Origin of the sequence: Sorangium sp. So ce128 (assembly GCF_051525245.1) — a bacterium.
GTDB classification, from domain to species: Bacteria; Myxococcota_A; Polyangia; order Polyangiales; family Polyangiaceae; genus Sorangium; species Sorangium cellulosum_B.
In genome coordinates this window covers 6,389,148-6,408,255 of sequence record NZ_CP150313.1, presented here as the reverse complement: position 1 = coordinate 6,408,255, position 19,108 = coordinate 6,389,148, and the positions used below count along the sequence as shown (strand labels likewise).

Genomic DNA, 19,108 nt, shown 5'->3' with positions numbered 1-19,108 from the left:
GAGGAACAATGCCTGCTTATAAGACGCCCGGTGTTTACGTGGAAGAGGTGTCGACCCTGCCGCCCTCCGTGGCGGAGGTCTCCACTGCGATCCCCGCCTTCATAGGATATACCGAGAAGGGCCCGAAGAGCCCGTCGATCGCCCAGGTGAGCACGATGCTCGAGTACGAGCAGCTCTTCGGCGGGCCCAATCTCGCGACCTTTACGGTCACGGTGGACGCCGCGTCCCAGGTGACCGGGGTGACGCGGAGCTCCGATACCGGGTTCTTGCTGTACTACGCTGTGAGCCACTACTTCAAGAACGGGGGCGGGAGATGTTATGTCGTCTCTGTCGGAGACTACGCGTCACCGCCCGCCAAGGACAAGATCGCCGACGGCCTTCTGCTGCTCGAGAAGGAGGACGAGCCGACGCTGATCGTCTTGACCGACGCCGTGAGCCTCGCCGCCGCGGACTACCACGAGGTGTGCCAGGCGGCCCTTGCCCAGTGCCACAAGCTGGGGGATCGCTTTGCGATCTTCGACGTCAAGAAGGACGCGGCGCCGGGCAAGAAGGACATCGACGTGTTCCGCGACGAGATCGGGACGAGCAACCTGGCCTACGGCGCCGCCTACTACCCGTACCTCCAGACCTCCCTGAGCTACGCGTACGCCGACGCGGGCGTCACCATCCAGGGCGGGGCGGCGACCGGGGTCACCCTCGACACCATCAAGTCGAGCCAGACGGCGACCTATCAGCAGGTCAAGGCCAGGCTGACGGCCGAGCGGGTCGTCCTCCCGCCGAGCGCGGCGGTCGCGGGCATCTACGCCAGCGTCGACCGGGATCGCGGCGTATGGAAGGCTCCCGCCAACGTCAGCGTCGCGGCCGTCATCGGGCCGGTGCTGAAGATCACCAACGACGCTCAGGATGCCCTCAACGTCGATCCGACGGCGGGTAAATCGATCAACGCCGTGCGCGCGTTCACCGGCAAGGGGACCATCGTCTGGGGGGCGAGGACCCTGGCCGGCAACGACAACGAGTGGCGGTACATCCCGGTCCGGCGGCTCTTCATCATGATCGAGGAGTCGGCCCGAAAGGCGACCTCCTTCGCGGTCTTCGAGCCCAACGACATGACGACCTGGCTGAAGGTCAAGGGGATGATCGAGAGCTTCCTCTACAGCCTCTGGGAGCGCGGCGCCCTGGCCGGGGCCTCTCCGGCGGCGGCCTACTTCGTCAACGTGGGCCTGGGCAAGACGATGACCAACCAGGACATCCTCGAGGGGCGAATGATCGTCGAGATCGGGATCGCGGCCGTGCGACCGGCCGAGTTCGTCGTCCTTCGCTTCTCTCACAAGCTGCAGGAGGCCTAGGCCATGGCACTGACCAAGAGCGAGATCGTGACCGCGTATCCTCTCCCGTCGTACAACTATCGAGTCGAGATCGCGGGCGCCGCGGTCGGCTTCTCGGAGATCTCCGGGCTCAGCATCAAGCGCGAGACGACGACCTACAAGGAGAGCCCCACCGGCGGGGCGGCGCCCGGTCCGGTGGTGATGAACATGCCGGCGCAGCCCACCGCGCCGACGCTCACGCTGAAGAAGGGCATCGTCAAGAAGACCAGCGTCGCCACGCTCTACGCCTGGATCAGCGCGATCCAGGTGAACCAGGTCGAGAAGAAGGACATCTACGTCCGCCTCTGCGACGAGAAGGGCGACGCGGTGATCAGCTGGAAGGTCCAGAACGCCTTCCCCACGAGGCTCGACGCGCCCACCTTCACGGCATCGTCCAACGAGGCCGCCATCGAGAGCATGGAGCTGATGGCGGACGCGATCCTGATCGAAGAGGCGTAGAGCGGCGCGATGGCCCAGTCGACGGACAACCAGCGGACGAGCTACCCGCTCGCTGCGTACAACTTCCGCGTGAAGGTGGGCGAGGCCTCGATGAGCTTCACCGAGGTCTCGGGTCTCGCGGCCGAGCGCGAGCACGTGACGTACGCGCACGGCCTGAGCTTCCAGGAGGGCCCCGTGATCATGACGTTCAACTCCAAGCGCTTCACGTCTGTCACCTGCAAGCGCGGCACCGTCCTCGGGGCAGATCCGCTGTTCCTGTTCAACTGGCTGGAGAAGCGCGACAGCCGGAGCATGGAGGTCAGCCTCTGTGACGCGACGGGCGCGGCGGTGCTCGCCTGGAAGGTCGCCGTCGCGGTACCCGTCAGCCTCAAGGCGCCGGCCTTCAGCGCCGCCACGAACGACGTCGTCGTGGACACGCTCGAGCTGCAGGTCAGGGAGGTCTCCGTTGTCAGGCTCTGACGTTCGCGAGAGCGGCGGTCCCTCCGGCCGAGATCCGGGGCCCCGCGCGGATCCGCCGCGCGGCGCCCCGGGCCCCGGACCGAAGGGGTGGAGGTCAGGATCATGAGCGCTGCTATTCCGGAGCTCGCTCCGCAGAGCGAGATGTTCGTGAACTTCCGCTTCGGCGTCTTCTTCTTCGCCGGCGGCGTGGCGCCAAACGCGCTCGACGTCCGCTTCAAGAAGGTGACTGGGCTCTCGGCGACAGTGAAGACGACGCCGCTCGAGGAGGGCGGACAGAACCTCTACACCCAGCCGCTGCCCTCGAGGGTCGAGTACGGCAACCTGGTGTTGGAGCGCGGTATGGTGGCGAGCTCGCCGCTGCGCCTCGACTTCGACACAGCCATGTCCCTCTTCAAATTCGCCCCCTCGAACGTCCTCGTGACCCTCTTCAGCGAGGCGTACACCCCGGTGTCGGCATGGTTCTTCTCCAGAGCCTATCCGGTCAAGTGGTCGATCGCCGACCTCGCCGCCGAGCCGAAGGAGCTGCTCATCGAGTCGCTCGAGCTCACCTACGCCCGGATGCAGATCATGAAGGTATGACCATGCCTGTGGAGATCAAAGAGCTGGTGATCCGCGCCGTCGTCGCGCCCCCGGAGGGGGCGCCGCGCGCGCGCGCCGCCGCGCCCGACGCCGCCGGGCAGGAGGCCGTGATCGAGGCGGCGGTCAAGGAGGTCCTCCGGGTCCTCAAGGCGTCGAAGGAGAGATGATCGTGGGACTGAACCTCTTCAAGCTCGAGAAGCTCAAGATCAAGGCCTTCAAGGACGTCGAGCGCCGGCAGCCGACCGCGGCGCCGTTCGAGGCGATGTTCAACCCGGCGTCGTTCTCGCAGCGCTACGCGATCACCTGGGGGGCCAAGCAGGGGGTGGGCTCCAGCGGACCGCAGCTCTCGTATAGCCGGAGCGAGCCGCGCGAGCTCACGCTCACCCTGGTGGTCGACGGCACCGGCGTGGAGTCGATGGGGATCCTCGCGCCTGTGCGGAAGAGCGTGAAGGATCGCGTGAAGGCGTTCCTCGACGTCACCTTTCATTATAACGGGGTCATCCATGAGCCCAATTACCTCCTCGTGGAGTGGGGCTCGCTGATCTTCTCCTGTCGCCTCTCCGCGGTCGACATCAAGTACACCGCGTTCGAGCGCGACGGCACCCCGCTCCGCGCCGAGCTCCAGGTGACGCTGATCTACGACAAGGCCGCCAAGGCGCGCGCCAGGGAGGAGGGCAAGACATCGCCGGATCTGACCCACAGCCGGATCGTGCGCGGCGGGGACACGCTGCCGCTCCTGACCAAGGACATCTATGGCTCGTCCGCCCGCTACCTGGACGTCGCGCGGTGGAACCGCCTGGACAACTTCAGGAGCCTGATCCCCGGCCAGGAGATCTTCTTTCCGCCGCTCGCCAACCTGGGCGCCGGCACCTCCGGGGAAGGATAGATGACGCCATGCCCGCGGTGACTCCTACTATCCTCAGCGACGGCAAGCCGATGGACCCGGCCTACGAGCTCCTCTCCATCGACATCCGGAGAGAGGTCGACCGGATCCCCCGAGCGGAGCTGCGCGTGCTCGACGGCGACGCCGCGCAGCAGGCGTTCGCTATCAGCGATACGGGCTTCTTCGAGCCGGGGGCGAAGATCGAGATCAAGCTCCGGTACGAGGGGGAAGAAGACCGGTGCGTCTTCAAGGGGGTGGTGGTGCGGCACGGGGTGGAGGCTAGCGACGACGGCTCGGTCCTGGTGATCGGGCTCAAGGACGCCGCCGTCAAGCTGACCGGAGCGCGGCGGAGCGCCGTCTTCCGGAAGATGACCGACGGCGCGATCGTGAAGCAGCTGATCGAGGCGGCGAAGCTCGAGGTCGGCACCATCGCCGAGACCAGGCCGGAGCACGCGGAGATGGTGCAATACCACGCCACGCCGTGGGACTTCATCCTCTCACGGGCCGGCGCGCTCGGCCTCCTCGTGGTCGTCGAGGACGGCGAGATCTCGCTCCGGAAGATGGAGATCGAAGGCGCGCCCAGGCACCGCTTCGCTTATGGCATCACCGAGATCTTCGACGTCGAGATCGAGGCCGACGCCGAGCACCAGCACCGCGCCGTGGAGAGCGTCGCCTGGGACGTGAAGGAGCAGAAGCCCACCGCGGCCAGCAAGGCGAAGAGCATCCGCGCCACCCAGGGGAACCTCGACGGGGGCAAGCTCGGCGACGCGGTCGGCAACGGCACCTGCACGCTCTCCCACCCGGTCCCCGTCGCCGCGGAGGAGCTCCAGGCCTGGGCCGATGCCCGCATGGCGAGGAGCCGGATGGCGCTGCTTCGCGGGCGCATCGCGGTCCCGGGCTTCGCCGGCATCAAGCCGCTCGACGTCATGGAGGTCGCGGGGGTCGGCAAGCGATTCAACGGCACGACGCTGGTGACGGGGCTCCGCCACCGGGTCGACGCGTCGGGCTGGCGGACGGACGTGCAGTTCGGGCTCTCGCCCGAGGAGCTCTCCCGCAAGGAGGAGTTCCGCGAGGCGCCGGCGGCTGGGCTCCTGCCCGCGGTGAGCGGGCTGCAGATCGGCGTCGTCGCAGATTTCGAGGACGATCCCGACGAGGAGCTCCGGGTCAAGGTCGTCCTCCCCGGGGTCGACGCGAAGCAGGACAAGGCTGTCTGGGCCCGGCTCGCCTCGCCCGACGCAGGCAAGGAGCGCGGGTACTTCTTCCGGCCGGAGCCCAAGGACGAGGTGGTGGTGGGCTTCTTCAACGACGATCCGCGCCGCCCCGTGATCCTTGGGGCCCTCTTCGGGTCGAAGAACGCGCCCCCGGAGACGATGGGAAAGCCCAGCAAAAAGAACGACAAGAGAGGGATCGTCACCAAGTTCGGGACGAAGATACAGCTCCTCGACCCCGGCGAGAACAAGGCGTCGGTGTCCATCGAGACGGCCAACAAGAACAAGCTGCTCATCGACGACGGCGCAGGATCGATCGTCCTCTCCGACCAGCACGAGAATTCGATCACCATGGGTAAGGACGGCATCGAGATCAAGAGCGAGAAGGGCAACGTCACGATCAGCGGCAAGGGGGTCGACATCCAATGAGCCGATCAGGACAGGAGGTGAGGGAGATCCATCTCTCCGTGACGGTGGACGAGGTGAACCTGATCCTGGAGGGGGTGGGGCTGCTCCCGTTCGCCAGGGTCTACGCGCTGGTCGCCAAGGTGCAGCAGCAGGCGAGTCAGCAGCTCGCCGCCAAGCCCGCGCAGGAGGAGCCGGATGCGACCTGAGAGCTCTTTCCTCGGTCGAGGCTGGGCCTTCCCGCCCTCGTTCAGCCGCGGCGGCGCTGACGTGGAGATGGTCTCCGGCTCCGCCGACGTCCAGCAGAGCCTGCAGATCCTGATGGGGACCTCGCCGGGCGAGCGGGTCCTCGCGGAGACGTTCGGCTGCGACCTCGCGAGCCTGGTGTTCGAGGAGCTGGATCAGGGCCTGATCAACACCATCGAGCGGCTCGTCTCGGACGCGATCCTCGAGCACGAGCCCCGGATCCAGGTTGATCGGATCGACGTCGCGGCGAGCGACACCCAGCCGGGCTGCGTGCTCATCGCGGTCAACTACACCGTCAGGGATACGAACTCGCGCTTCAACATGGTCTTCCCGTTCTATCTCACGGAGGCGACCCTCCCCGGGTGGTGAGCGCGCCATGAAGAAAAAGAAGCTCAAGAGCCCCGAGGAAAAAAGGCTCATCCTCGTCGACGGCGACAAGGCGATCTTCCTGCCCAGCTTCACGCCCGCGCTCGTCCATCCCAGGCCTGGAGAGCTGAAGGGGAGCGGCCCAGGGACGCTGAAAGGGAAGAAGCTCTGCGTCGAAGGCGACGAGGGCGAGGTCTCGGTCGCCAACTGCTCTTACGTGATTCCGGGGTACTCCATCGCGGGCAAGGGGACGCTGAAGATCTCCGCTCTCGGGAGCGATCAGAAGGCGAAGAAGACCAGGACCGGCGACAAGGCGGTCCTCCTGAAAGGGACCACGTTCGAGGCGACGTTCGAGGTCCAGAACCCGGCGAAGCAGCCGCCGAAGGGGCCGGGGCCGCCGATCCCGGACTCGACCCTGAAGTACCAGGGCAAGGGCATGTTCACGACGACCAACAAGATCTTCAAGGGAACCTGAAAGGCAGAGCCATCCATGTCGAGCACGTCGAGAGAGCCTGCGGGCGCAGAGCGCGACGGTACGAGCCAGGCGGGGCGCGCGCTCGCCGCGCTCGATCCCGGCTACGCCTCGGTGGACGAGCGAACGTCCGCGGAGCTCCTTTCGTTCGCGCGCGCCTACGGCAAGGAGCTCACGTACCACGGCGCCGGCGGTCAGCCGGAGGGCGACTGGAGCGACTTCGTCGGCTCGAAGCTCCGGCCCGAGGACGTCGCGGCGTTCCTCCGGGATCCCGAGAGGTTCACCCCCGAGGCCGCGCCCGAGCTCTACCGGCCGCATTTCGTTCTCTTCCTCGCGTTCCTGCAGCTCCTCGAGAAGTCGCGGGCCGAGCTCAACACGCTGACAGGACGGCACCTCGACTTCTACTATCGCCAGGTCCTGCGGATGGCCCGGAGGCCGCCCGTCCCGGATCGGGTGAACCTGATCGTCGAGCTCGCTTCCCGCGGCCGGGAGGCCCTGCTGCCCGCTGGGACGCGCCTCGACGCGGGCCCGGACAGCCTTGGACGAGCCCGGATCTATGCGACCGATCGGGATCTCGTCGTCAACCGGACGCAGGTCGAAACGATCAGCTCCCTCTTCATCGATCGACGGCGCGTGGGGCTCCGGGAGATATCGAGCGGCCACGCGAACGACAAGCCGCGGGCGTGCGAGGCGATGTTCGCTCTCGCGGTCGGAGGCCCGCTTCCGCCCTATCCCGGCTCCGGTCAGCCGGTCGACTTCGCCAAGCTGACGAGCCTTCGCGACCTCGTGAAGCGCTCGGACAGCGACTTCTTCATGTCGCCCCCCACGCTGCGCGATCTGATGGAGCAGAGCAAGGAGCGCGCGGAGACGCCCTCCGAGTGGGACGAGATCTACGCCGCGCTGGAGCTCGCCGGCACGAAGAAGAGGGGCGCTCCGTTCGCGCTCGCCCGGAGCTCGCGGGACCTGGAGGCGAACCTCCAGGAGGCCGTGGGGCCTTTCTCCTACGGCACGCTCGCCCAGGTGAGCACCGTAGATGATCTCTACGAGCACCGGGCGCGCGGCGACGTCCAGGCGTTCATCCAGGGGACGCTGTACTTCGCGCTCGCCGACTTCGAACGGATGATGCAGCTCAAGAGGCGGTTCGACGCCGCGTGGGGCGCGATCAATCGCATCCTCGAGAGCGCCGGGCAGAAGAAGCGGAACGATCCCGACTACCGGCTGTTGCCCGCCGACGTCACGGCCTTCGCCGACAACGCGAAGGCTGCTGTCGGCACGGACGGCATCGAGGCGTACTGGGGAGAGGTCCTCGTGCTCGAGGGGTACTTCTACATGCCGGCGGAGAGCTTCGCCATGGCCATGGGCGAGGTCCTCGACACGCGGCAGGGCGACTGGAGCCAGGTCTTTTCGATCCTCGAAGAGGCCCACCGGGAGAAGCTCCGCAAGGACCGCAGAGACGAGCTCCGGCGGCTCCACGAGTCCACGCCGCCGGCGCGCCTGGTGGACCTGATCCGGTACGTGCTCGGTGAGGACCCGAGCCCGGAGGACGATCCCGCCGCGATGGACCGCCTCGAGTCCTACCTCGGCAAGCCGGATCTCGCCAAGCTCCAGGCGTCCGCGGCGGCGGGCGACTGGGAGCAGATCTATGCCCTCCTGGAGATCGCCGAGCGCAATCGGCTCGGCGAGCCGCCGGCGGAGAAGGAGGAGTGGTTCAACCTGTTCCCGGCGGAGGACGCCACCACGGTGTCCATCCGCCCGCCGGTCACCGCGGGAGGCGCTCCCGCGTGGGCCACCTTCGGGGCGGCGCGGCCCTCCTCGAGCGCGGGCCCCGCTCCGCAGCCCGTCCTCGGCTGGGCCCTCTGCTCTCCGCTGCTGGTGCTCGGCGAAGGCCAGCGCGTCATCACGCTCACCCTGGGTTTCAGCCCCGCGCGCACCCCCCTCGAGGACCTCTTTCTCAAGGGCGGAGAGCATCCGCTGCTCTTCCAGCTCAGCACCGCCAAGGGCTGGGTCGAGTGCTCTTCCGTCGGGGTGCAGATCGGTTCGTACAAGGCTCTGACCGGCACGACGTCCGAGGACGACCCCCTGGGAGCTCGATTCACGTTGACCCTGCCGCCCGGCGTCGACCCGATCGCGGCGCCGCCTGCGGGGCTCGCCGGGATGGACAGCCCGTGGCCCGTCTTGCGGTTGATGCTCCGGCCGATCTGGAGCGGGGCAGACCAGAAGTACGTGGTCCGCTACCGGGAGCTCGGCGACCTCCTGATGGTGTCGGCACACCTCAAGGTGGAGGTCCAAGGGCTCAGGGCCATTGCGCTCCAGAACGACGAGATGACGTTGGACGCGAAGAAGCCCTTCGAGCCATTCGGCAGCGCGCCGGCCGTCGGATCGCGCCTCCTCATCGGACACCCCGAGATCGCAGGCAAGAAGCTCGACAGCCTGGCCACGAGCTTCCAGTGGATGGGAGCGCCGGCGAACCTCGCGTCTCACTACGCCAACTATCCGGCTGCCCCTTTCGCCTTCACCGCCAAGGTCAGCTTGATTGACCGGCGCGGGGCGACGGAGCTCGTCAAGGCAGCGCCGCTCTTCGGCGCGAAGAGCTCCGATCCGACCTCGATCACCGTCACCACCGCCCTCACCGCGGCCGCGGCGGCCGACCCCCAGGCGCTCGTCGAGGGCTCGCCCGATCAGGACCTGTCGACGTCGCGGCGCTACCTGCAATGGGAGCTGAACGCCCCGGATTTCCAGCACGGGAGCTACCCCGTGGTGGCCTCGAGCAAGGCGCTCGCCCTGTCGGTTGCTGTCGCCAGTAACCCCGCGGCGGTCAACGCCGCGCAGTACCAGATAAACCCGCCTTACACGCCGAAGCTGAAGAGCCTGACCCTCGATTACGCGTCCTCGCTGGAGCTCCGCTTCGACGGCGCGCCGCGGGCCGCGGGCGTCGATCGGGTGTTCCACGTTCATCCCTTCGGCGCCTGTGACGGGGAGAGAGCGCGATCGAGCGCCGGCCTCTCCTTCCTGCCCAGGTACGAGAACGACGGCGAGCTCTACCTCGGCCTGCGCGACCTCTCCCCGCCCCAGACCGTCTCCATCCTCTTCCAGATGGCGGAGGGCAGCGCCAACCCGGATCTGCCGCCGCGGCCCGTCAGCTTCAGCTACCTGAGCGGCGACCGCTGGATCCCCCTCGGGCACCGTCTGATCTCGGACACGACCCGCGGCCTCACCAACTCCGGGATCGTCGAGCTCGCCCTCGACCCGGCGGAGCCCAGCACCTGTCTGCGCGGCGATCTCTACTGGATCCGCGCCGCCGTGGAGCGGGACCCACGGAGCCTCTGTGACACCCTAGCGGTCCACACCCAGGCGGTGACAGCCACCTTCGTCAACCACGACAACGCGCCGGATCACTTCAGCGAGCCCCTCCCCGCCGGGACCATCACCAGGCTGAGCTCGGCGATCCCGGAGATCGCGGGCGTGCGCCAGCCCTACGCGTCCTACGGAGGCCGGACGGCGGAGGGCGCGGACACCTGGGCCACGCGCGTCAGCGAGCGCCTCCGCCACAAGCAGCGCGCGCTCACCGTGTGGGACCACGAGCGGCTGGTCCTCGATCGGTTTCCGGAGATCTACCGGGCCAAGTGCGTCCCGGCGACGCTCGGCGAGCCCGGGAAGGTAAAGGTCGTCATTATCCCCGATGTCCGGAACAAGCTGCCGGCCGATCCCTTCGAGCCCAAGGCGCCGGCGAGCCTGCTCGCGGACGTGCGGGAGCACCTCTCGGCGCGGGCCCCCGCCTCCGCCTCGATCGCGGTCGTGAACGCCCACTACGTGGCCGTCCGCGTCCGCCTCGGCGTGCGCTTCCGGGCCGACGGCAACGACGCCTACTACACCCAGCGGCTCAACGACGATCTCAACCGCTTTCTCGCTCCCTGGGCCTACGCCGAGGGCGCTGAGCTCGCCATCGGCGGGAGGATTTACGCCAACAGCATCGTCGATTTCGTCGAGCGCCGCCCTTACGTGGACTTCGTCGCTGGCATCAAGCTCTTTCGCAGCGACGATGGAGAGAGGTTCCAACTGGTGTCGCCCCCGGCCGACGGGAGCGGAGCCTTCGTCGGGACGATGAGGCCTGACGAGGTCCTCACCTCGGCCAGAGAGCACCAGATCGATATCCTCCGCGAAGGTTTGTACGAAGAAACGCGAATGACGGGCATCAACTTCATGACGCTCGAGCTCGATTTCTTCATCCACTAAGAGCCTGGGATCACGCTCAGGCGCCCGAGGCGACGTGTCGGTCGCTCGGTGAGAAAGGCAATCGCACACCATGGAAATCAACAAGAAGAGCCGTGCTGAGCTGAAGGCGTACTTCGTCAAGAACGCCCTGCCGACGGAGGGCAACTTCAGGGATCTCATCGACGCGGGGCTGAACCAGAAGGACGATGGCCTCGTCAAGGCGGCCGATCAGCCGGCGCAGATCGCGGCGTCGACGGCCGGCGACAAGCCGGCGATCCACCTCTATGAGAGCTTCGCGACGGACACCAAGCCCGCCTGGGCGCTGAGCCTGCAAGCCGGCGGCAAGAAGGGACTCGGCATCGGCGACGGCGACGGCCAAAACCGCCTCTTCATCGATGCCACGACCGGCGGCGTGGGCATCGGCACGGCCGATCCGGCCGGCAACAAGCTCCGGGTGGCGGGGAACGTCCTCGTCGACGGCGCCGGCGGCGCCGCGATGCTCGTGATCAAGGACGGCAACGTGGGCATCGGCACGGCCGACCCGGCCGGCAACAAGCTCCGGGTGGCAGGGAACATCCTCGTCGATGGCACCGACGGCAAGGCGTGCATGAGCTTTGGCTCCACCACTCGCCAGATGCTCAACCTGTGGGCTGAAGGGTATGGAATCGGCGTCCAAGACTCCACCACGTACTTTCGCACCGGCGCCCATTTCGCCTTCTACAAGGGCGGCACGCACAGCGATACTGCGCTCGCGCCCGGCACAGGCGGCGCCGCGATGCTCGTGATCAAGGACGGCAACGTGGGCATCGGCACAGCCGATCCGGGCGGCTACAAGCTCAACGTCACCGGCAACGTCAAGGTGGGGGGGGCGATCACGCCCTCGGTCGGCAACTCCGCGAGCAACGGCATCATGTTCCCCGCCGATCCCGGCGGTGGCAGCGGCGATGCGGCGTGGATTCGTTACATGGTCGTCAGCGGCGAGTCGACCAAGCTCCAGCTCGGCACCAGCAACGACCCCGACGACACCGTTTCCATCTGGCAGTATGGCGCGGAGAGGCTGCTCGTCTCGAGCGGTATAGTCTACGTCAGCAACATCCAGCTATTCTCGGATCGCCTCCTCAAACGCGACATTGCGCCGCTTGGCCCCGTGCTCGGGCGGGTGCTCCGGCTCCAGGGGGTGCAGTACCGCTGGGTCGACGAGAAGATAGTGGCCGGCCCGCAGATCGGGCTCATCGCGCAGGATGTGGAGGCTGTCTTCCCCGAGCTGGTATCCGCGACCCACGAGGGTACCAAGAGCGTCGATTACGCGCGCCTCGTGGCGCCGCTCGTCGAGGCGGTGAAGGAGCTCGCCGCCGAGGTCGAGGCGCTGAAGCTCGCGCGCGCCACCTGAGCGCGACACCTGGAGCCATACGATGGACTACGCTCTTCTGCGCCAAGAGGGAATCCGCCAGCTCGAGCGGATGACCGGCGGGCGATGGACGGACTTCAACGCTCACGATCCGGGGATCACCCTCCTGGAGCAGCTCTGTTATGCCCTCTCGGATCTCGGCTACCGCGCCGGGTACGAGATCCCGGATCTGCTCGCCGACGGCGGGGACGATCCGTACCGGAGCCTCCACCTGCCGGCGGAGATCCTCACCTCGCACCCGGTGACGCCAGCCGACCTCCGCCGGCTCGTCCTCGACGTGGAAGGCGTCAAGAACGCCTGGGTCGAGCCGGCCACGGCGGACGCGCTCCAGCTCTACTATCTCCCCGTGGAGCGGGAGATACGCCTCGCGCCCAAGGACATCGCCTCCGACCCGGTCCGCCTGCGCGGCCTCTACCGCGTCCTCATCGAGGCGTCGGAGCACAGCCAGGGCACCCAGGTCAGGGCCAGGGTCGCTCGAAGGCTCCACCAGAACCGCCCCCTGTGCGAGGACTTCGCCGAGATCACGGTGCTGGAGCCGCAGCTCATCCAGGTCGAGGCCACCGTGGAGATCACGCCGGTGGACGACCCCGCGGCGCTCCTGAACGAGATCGGCCGCGCGATCGCCGACGAGATCTCGCCGCCCATCCCCTTCGCGACGCTCTCGCGGTTGCTGGACGCCGGCATCAGCGTCGACGCGATGTTCGAGGGGCCCCGGCTCGAGCACGGGTTCCTCTCCGACGAGGTGCTGGCGGACGCGACGCGGCGGACCGTGATCCACATCTCCGATCTGATGCGCGCGATCACGGACATCGCGGCGGTGCGGGCGGTGAGCCGGATCCGCGTCTCCACGGGCGGCGCCAAGGAGGAGTGGTCCCTGCCGGTCGACCCCGATCGGGTTCCGAGGATGAACTTCGATGCATCCGTGATCACCCTGATGAGCGCCGGGAGGGTGATCGCCCAGGCGAAGCCGGAGAGGGCGCCGGACGCCCCCCAGGGCGCGGGCGACAGCGCGCTCGCGGTGCCCGCGGGGCGTGACCGGAACGTCGGCGCGTACACCTCGGTACGGCAGCACCTCCCGATGCTCTACGGGGTCGGCGAGGCGGGGCTACCCGACTCGGCGACGCCCGCGCGCAAGGCGCAGGCGCGGCAGCTCGCGGCGTACCTGATGTTCTTCGATCAGCTCCTCGCCAACGCGTTCGCGCAGCTCGCCCACGTCAAGGATCTGTTCTCCCACGGCGGCGGCACGCGGACGTATTTCACGCAGGCGCTGGACCAGCCCGGCCTCCGGCTCGAGGAGATCCGCGCGCTCGACGAAGCGCACCGGGCCCGGCTCGGCGAGCTCGTGGAGACCCCGGCCGAGGTCGCCTCCCTGGAGCGGAAGAACCGCTTCTTGAATCACCTCCTGGCCCGCTTCGCCGAGCCGATCGGCAGTCACGACGCGGCCTCCGCGCTGATCTCTCCGGCGGAGCGAGCGCGGCGCAAGCAGCGCATCTTGCAGCGATATCCCCGGATCAGCAGCGCGCGGGGGACGGGGTTCGATGGCCTCGCGCCCGCTGGCCCCGCCAACATGTCGGGGCTGGAGGAGCGGCTCCGCGTCACGCTCGGGCTCGCCGGAGGTGAGGAGATCACCGTCGTCGAGCACATCCTGCTCCGCCCGATGCCGGGCGACGAGAAGCAGGAGCGCCCCGGGCCGACGGACCCGCCCACGGACAGGCCGCCCGCGCTGCTCTCGGCCGCGCGGGAGAAGGACCCTTACTCGCTGCGATTGACGTTCGTCCTCCCCGACGGGGTGGGGCGATTCAGCGATCCAGCGTTCAAGCAGCTCGTCGAGAACACCCTCCGCGCGGAGACGCCGGCCCACCTGACACCGTATGTGCTCTGGATGGCGGCCGACGCCTGGGCGGCGTTCCGGACGGCTCACGGGCAGTGGTTGCAGAAGCGGCGGGAGGTCCTCGCCGCGACGTTGGGCGTACACCTGGAGGAGCGGAGCTCGTAGAACCATGTCCACCGCGAGACCTATCGACGTGCGCTGCGCCCGGGACCGGCTCATCGATCTCCTCGGGCTCGGGGAGACCACCCCGATCCGGGACGTGAACGTTCAAGAAGCGCAGCTGACCGTGAACGTGGGCGCCCCCTGCGAGATCATCCTCGATCCCGCCCAGGCGGGCGTCAGGTACGAGCTGTTCGACGGAGACGCGCCGGTGGTGCCCGCCTGCTCCGTGGACGGGACCGGGGAGAAGGCGGTCCTCAAGGGGCCGATCATCGACAGGGTGGACAAGACCTTCCGGATCCACGCAAAAAAGCTCGATCCGTTGACGCGCGAGACCTTCCTGTTCCAGACCGCGACGGTGAAGGTGGGGCTTGCCACGGATCTCCCTGTCTCGACGCCCGAGATCGCCGAGGTGCCTCGCCTCGTCGACCACGGGAGCCGCGTTCTGGTGAGCATCTCGGGCAGCCAGGCGGGCGCGACATATGGGCTGATCGACGGCGCGGGGAGCCCGATCCCCATGACGCCCCCCGAGCGCGTGAGCGGGAACAAGGACGGCGCCATCACGCTGACGGCCCGTCGGGTGACCGAAGACACGGTGATCCGGGTCGACGTCCAGAGGACGTTCGACGAGGGCGAAGGGCGCGCCCCGCTCCACGCGGTGCTCACCGCGGCGCTGCCGATCGCGGTCCGCGCCGATCGGGATCTCGTGGTGTCGGCCGCCGGATCACCGGTCCTGCCGCAGGGCAGCGCCACGATCACCATCGCTGGGAGTCAGCCGAACGTGCTTTACAGCGCCCACGTCCGCGCGCTCTCCACCGTGGACTTCGTGCCCGACGCGGGGTCTGCCCTCGTGGCGATCGCCGTCCCCGGCACGTCCGGCGTCGAGGTGTACACCCCGCGGCCTCCTGCGCTCTGGCAGGCGCCGGCCGGCTCCGTGCAGCACGGGGACGCGATGCCGGGCAACGGCGGCGTCCTGGAGCTCGGCGTGGGGCCGCTCCTGGACGACAGCATCGTCGTGGTGCAGGCGCGCAAGATCCACACGGTGGCCGGCGCGTCGCTCGAGTCGGCGGTGCAGCTCGAGCAGGCGGCGGTCGTCCCGGTGAGGCCGGAGCCGGCGTCCCCGCTCGTGCTGCAGATCTCGGCGAACGCCGACGGCGCGAGCGGCACGCTGCTCGTCTCGGGCGGCCAGCCCGGGGTCTTCTACCACTTCTACCCGAGCAACGAGGCCAGCGAGCTCGGTCTGCCGGCGTATTTCCACCGGCGCGACGAGCGGGCCCCGTCGATGAACAAGGGCATCGCGGCGACCGAGCCGGAAGGGTCAGACAAGGGTCCTCGCCGGGGGCTCCGGGTCGAGATGGATCTCGTGATCACGCGCGATCCGCCGGCGCCTGCGGCCCTGGATCCGGCGCACGTGCGCCCGCTCGATCCCCTGGTGGACATCGCGCCGCTGCCCCTCGGCGGCGCGGTGGACGTGATGGCCATCAAGGCCCGCACCGGGATCGGGTGGGTCGCCAAGCGATCGGTCACGGTGACCCCGGTCGCCGAGGAGGCCCCGCCCAGCGAGCTCGGCGCTGCCCCCGAACCCGCGGCGACAGCGCCGTGACCGCGCCGTGCCATCAGATCCGCCGGCAGATCCTGGAGGTGACCGTCCAGGATCGCGAGGCGGCGTGGCGGCTGCAAACCGAGCTCGGCCGCATCCACGCCCAGCGCCTCGAGGCGGTCATCGATCGGTGTTGCACCGAGCTCGGCGCTCCGGATCGCGTCCAGCGGATCGCGCTGGTCGAGGTGGATCTCGGGCGGATCGATCCCGACCACCTGGAGCGCGACCTGGTCGACAGGCTCGACCCGCTGCTGCGCGAGGCGCTGGCCGCGCGGATCCGCGAGGAGGACGAGAAGACGGCGCTCCGGGGCTTCGATCCCGAGGTGATCTCCCGGCTGGAGCTCGTGGCGTTCTTCGCCCGCACCGGCGCGCTCCCCTGGTGGGCGGACAGCGCGCGACCGCAGCTCTTGGACGAGACCCTGGGGCTGCTCCTGAAGCGCGCGGCGCGCCCGCTCGCGGCGCTGATCCGGGCGCTCGAGCGCGAAGGCGGCGCGTTGACGAGGATCGTCCGCCACAGCCGCGACGCGCAGCTCTGGGCGCTGTTCGACGCTCTCGCGGCGTCCTCGCAGGCCGACCTCCCTTCGATGCCGGTGGAGCTCGTCGCCCTGCTGCGCGCGCACGGGGCGGTCGCTGGGGCCACTCCGGACGGCTTCCGGGCGTGCGTCTGGACGGGCGCGCTGCGGACAGCGTGCCGCGAGGAGAGCCCGAGCGACGGGCGGGTGGGCTTCTTTCGCGACGCGCTGGCCCGGATCGCGCTGGAGGCCGGCGTGACCCTCGGGGCTCTCCTTGCGGGGCTGCACGCGCCTCTGGGGCCGAGCCCATCGGCGTGGCCGGGCGCGCTGGGGGCGGTCATGCAGAGTCCCGGCGCAGCCGCGCCGGGAACGGTCGGGCAGAGCCCCGGCGCGGTCGTCGAGAGGCCGGTCCGCGAGGCGCGGGGAGAGCATCCGTCGAGCGATCCGGGGGCCGCGGCTGCGGACCAGGAGCTGTCCGTCGATCCAGCGTACAGCGACGCCGACGAGGTCTACGTGGACAACGCCGGGCTGGTGGTGCTCTGGCCCTTCCTCGGGCACTTGTTCGAGCGCCTGGGTCTCTTCGCCGACACGCAGTTCAAGGATCGGCGCGCCCTCCACCGCGCGGCCGGCCTGCTCCAGCACCTCTGCACGGGGGATCTCGAGCCGGCCGAGTACCAGCTTCCCCTGGCCCGCGTGCTCTCTGGCATGCGAATGACAGAGGTCTTCGACTTCGGTCCTCCGGTCACCGAGGCAGAGGCCGAGGAGTGCCGCAACCTGCTCACGGCGGCGATCGCCAGCGCGCCGATCCTGGGGGAGATGTCGATCGCCGGATTCCGTGGCTCGTTCTTGATTCGCAAGGGCGCGCTCTCTGCCCGTGACGGCGCGTGGCTCCTCCGCGTGGAGCGGGCCTCGTACGACGTGGTGCTGGATCGGTTTCCCTGGGGGATGAGCTGGGTGAAGCAGCCCTGGATGGAGGCGCCGCTCTCTGTGGAGTGGTGACCGCGGCTTCGCTGATCGCACGCTTGGCGGTGGCGCGCGGGGCCGCCTCGTTTCTCCGCCCGCGCCGAGGAGAGTCTCATGCAAATCGCTGTTGACCGGTCCACTCCGAAGACCTCGCAGAGCGCCACGCGCACCTCGCGGGCCCGCTCCCCTGTGCCGCCGCTCGTGCAGCGGAGAACGACGCCGCCCGCACGACCGCCGACCGAGTCGACCCGAGCGGCGCTGGAGCAGGCGTTCGGGGCTGAGTTCGTTGCGGCTGCGGCCACAGGGCGAACGCGGGCGGTGGGCGACCGCGTCACGCAGGAGATCCTGGGCGCGCCAGGCGGATCGGCGATCCAGGCGAAGGCGGCTGGGCCCGGCGTGGGGACCGGCAGCGGACCGGACCGCGCCGTCAACTCCACGGGGATCCCGTCGCCGGTGAAGGCCAAGATGGAGGCGGCGTTCGGGACCGACTTCTCCGGCGTGCGGGTGCACCCGAGATCGTCGCGCGCAACGGCGCTGGGAGCGCTCGCGTACACGCAGGGGAGCGAGATCCACGTGGCGCCGGGGCGGTGGGCGCCAGAGACGAGGCAGGGGCAGGAGCTGCTCGGGCACGAACTCGCGCACGTGGTGCAGCAGCGGGCGGGTCGCGTGCAGGCGACGGCGCAGTACAAGGGGATAGCGCTCAACGACGCGCCGGCGCTGGAGGCGGAGGCGGACGCGATGGGGGCGAAGGCGGCGAGGGGAGAGAGCTGCGGCGGGCAGCAGACGCCCTCTGCGCCTCCATCGGCGAGCAGCCGTCCGGACGGGCAGCAAGCGGCCGTTCAGTGTGCCTCCGGGGTCATCCAGAAGCTCAATTCGCCGTTCGATCCCTTCCATCAGAGGGGAGCAGCCTATCAAGGCCCGGGCATCGGAGGGCTGAAGCTCGATTTCCTCACCGATCACGGTCTTTTCTATCAGCGAGGCGGCACCAGAGGGAACGCCGTCAACCTCGAGAAGATGGTGAGCAACACCGGCGGCGGCTCCTCGCCCGGGGCGCCGCTCGACTTCGAGGAGATCCGGTTCATCGACGCGGGCCTGGTCCGGGCGAACAACCAGCAGAACGCAGCGACGGCGATGCACGCGATCAATCACAACTTCGCTCCGCACGCGCAAACGAACAACCGCGCCGAGAACATCTTCATGGGCTCGGCGAAGTCGAACACCCAGCTACACTATAACCTCGTCGAGAACCCGATCCGCCAGTCGATGCAAAGGGCGACCTCGGGAAACGCCGTGAAGTATGAGACCAACCTCAGTGCCAACCCGCCGTTCCAGTTCCAGCCCCCCGGCAGTACGAGTAGCCTCTTTGCCTGGAACAACAGCGCTCTTGATATCCCCGGGGCGAAGCCGACGACGCAATACCCGGGGGTGGTGACGCACCTCCTCGATCCGACCACGCTCCAAAATGTGTCCCTGCCATGGCCGAAAGTGATAATGTACGAGGTCGTTCCCAATTATACCTATCAGCGTCACCCGTATTTGCCTTCGTTTCTGATGGGGAACATCCAGGATGGTGATGACCTCATCACCCAGGAGCAACAGAAGCCGCTGAACCAGCAAGATACCCAAGCGATCAGGAACGAGCAGGCTGGGATCGCCCTCCTCACAGCTGTGGGCCACCTTCTCTTCCCCGAGACGTTCACCTGCCGCGCGGTCTACTGGTTTCCGACCTATGACCCCGCCAGGCCCTGGCGCACGACTGTAGATCGGGACGTTTACGACGCGGAGTATTGAACTCTCCGGCCCGGCGTCGAACGTATGCCCGCGTCCGTCTCTGGCGGTCGCGGTACTGTAGATGCCGCTGGTGAAAGGACGTTAGGAGGAGGGGAGAAGGCGCGCGCAGCGGGGGATAGAGGTCGCCGCGTTCCTGGACGCGCGCCGCGCGGCGGCCTCGCCGCGCTGACGGAGCTTGAAGGAACACCAGT

At 68.5% G+C, this 19,108-nt stretch carries 16 protein-coding genes; all 16 read left to right on the top strand.

Annotated features, from left to right (window positions below; translation table 11 throughout):
- Positions 1-8: 8 nt before the first annotated feature.
- The 16 genes from WME82_RS24210 to WME82_RS24135 all read left to right on the top strand — a co-directional run bounded on the left by WME82_RS24210 (position 9) and on the right by WME82_RS24135 (position 18,917).
- Positions 9-1,346, top strand: a complete 1,338-nt coding sequence (locus tag WME82_RS24210; RefSeq protein WP_438044729.1) for a phage tail sheath family protein — start codon at positions 9-11, stop codon at positions 1,344-1,346.
- 3 nt (positions 1,347-1,349) lie between these two features.
- The gene (locus WME82_RS24205) at positions 1,350-1,823 is read left to right on the top strand and encodes a phage tail protein (protein WP_437604671.1); all 474 of its coding nucleotides are present in this window, start codon (positions 1,350-1,352) and stop codon (positions 1,821-1,823) included.
- Between the two features lie 9 nt (positions 1,824-1,832).
- Positions 1,833-2,282 (top strand): phage tail protein, encoded by a 450-nt coding sequence (locus tag WME82_RS24200; protein WP_438044728.1) that lies wholly within the window; start codon positions 1,833-1,835, stop codon positions 2,280-2,282.
- A 102-nt stretch (positions 2,283-2,384) separates the two neighbouring features.
- Positions 2,385-2,861, top strand: coding sequence for a phage tail protein (locus WME82_RS24195; protein ID WP_438044727.1), 477 nt, complete (start codon positions 2,385-2,387; stop codon positions 2,859-2,861).
- Complete coding sequence (locus WME82_RS24190) at positions 2,858-3,028, top strand: DUF5908 family protein (protein WP_207217499.1); 171 nt, start codon at positions 2,858-2,860, stop codon at positions 3,026-3,028. The genes WME82_RS24195 and WME82_RS24190 overlap by 4 nt, the downstream gene beginning before the upstream one ends.
- Positions 3,029-3,030: 2 nt before the next feature.
- A complete protein-coding gene (locus WME82_RS24185; protein ID WP_438044726.1) occupies positions 3,031-3,747 on the top strand; it encodes a CIS tube protein in 717 nt (238 codons plus the stop codon).
- 8 nt (positions 3,748-3,755) lie between these two features.
- Complete coding sequence (gene vgrG, locus WME82_RS24180) at positions 3,756-5,381, top strand: type VI secretion system tip protein VgrG (protein WP_438044725.1); 1,626 nt, start codon at positions 3,756-3,758, stop codon at positions 5,379-5,381.
- Positions 5,378-5,566, top strand: a complete 189-nt coding sequence (locus tag WME82_RS24175; RefSeq protein ID WP_438044724.1) for a hypothetical protein — start codon at positions 5,378-5,380, stop codon at positions 5,564-5,566. Before vgrG ends, WME82_RS24175 begins: the two co-directional genes overlap by 4 nt.
- Positions 5,556-5,972, top strand: a complete 417-nt coding sequence (locus WME82_RS24170; RefSeq protein WP_438044723.1) for a GPW/gp25 family protein — start codon at positions 5,556-5,558, stop codon at positions 5,970-5,972. Before WME82_RS24175 ends, WME82_RS24170 begins: the two co-directional genes overlap by 11 nt.
- A 7-nt stretch (positions 5,973-5,979) precedes the next feature.
- Complete coding sequence (locus tag WME82_RS24165) at positions 5,980-6,444, top strand: hypothetical protein (protein WP_438044722.1); 465 nt, start codon at positions 5,980-5,982, stop codon at positions 6,442-6,444.
- 15 nt (positions 6,445-6,459) lie between these two features.
- Positions 6,460-10,674 carry a baseplate J/gp47 family protein gene (locus tag WME82_RS24160; RefSeq protein ID WP_438044721.1) on the top strand — a complete coding sequence of 1,405 codons (4,215 nt, stop codon included), beginning with the start codon at positions 6,460-6,462 and terminating at the stop codon, positions 10,672-10,674.
- Between the two features lie 70 nt (positions 10,675-10,744).
- Entirely contained in the window at positions 10,745-12,043 is a 1,299-nt protein-coding gene (locus WME82_RS24155) for a tail fiber domain-containing protein (protein WP_438044720.1), read from the top strand.
- 22 nt (positions 12,044-12,065) lie between these two features.
- Positions 12,066-14,057: a hypothetical protein gene (locus WME82_RS24150; protein ID WP_438044719.1), complete on the top strand. Its 1,992-nt coding sequence runs from the start codon at positions 12,066-12,068 to the stop codon at positions 14,055-14,057.
- Positions 14,058-14,061: 4 nt separating this feature from the next.
- Positions 14,062-15,654, top strand: coding sequence for a hypothetical protein (locus WME82_RS24145; protein ID WP_438044718.1), 1,593 nt, complete (start codon positions 14,062-14,064; stop codon positions 15,652-15,654).
- Entirely contained in the window at positions 15,651-17,162 is a 1,512-nt protein-coding gene (locus WME82_RS24140) for a contractile injection system tape measure protein (protein WP_438044717.1), read from the top strand. The genes WME82_RS24145 and WME82_RS24140 overlap by 4 nt, the downstream gene beginning before the upstream one ends.
- Before the next feature lie 78 nt (positions 17,163-17,240).
- The gene (locus WME82_RS24135; RefSeq protein WP_438044716.1) at positions 17,241-18,917 is read left to right on the top strand and encodes an eCIS core domain-containing protein; all 1,677 of its coding nucleotides are present in this window, start codon (positions 17,241-17,243) and stop codon (positions 18,915-18,917) included.
- Positions 18,918-19,108 lie beyond the last annotated feature (191 nt).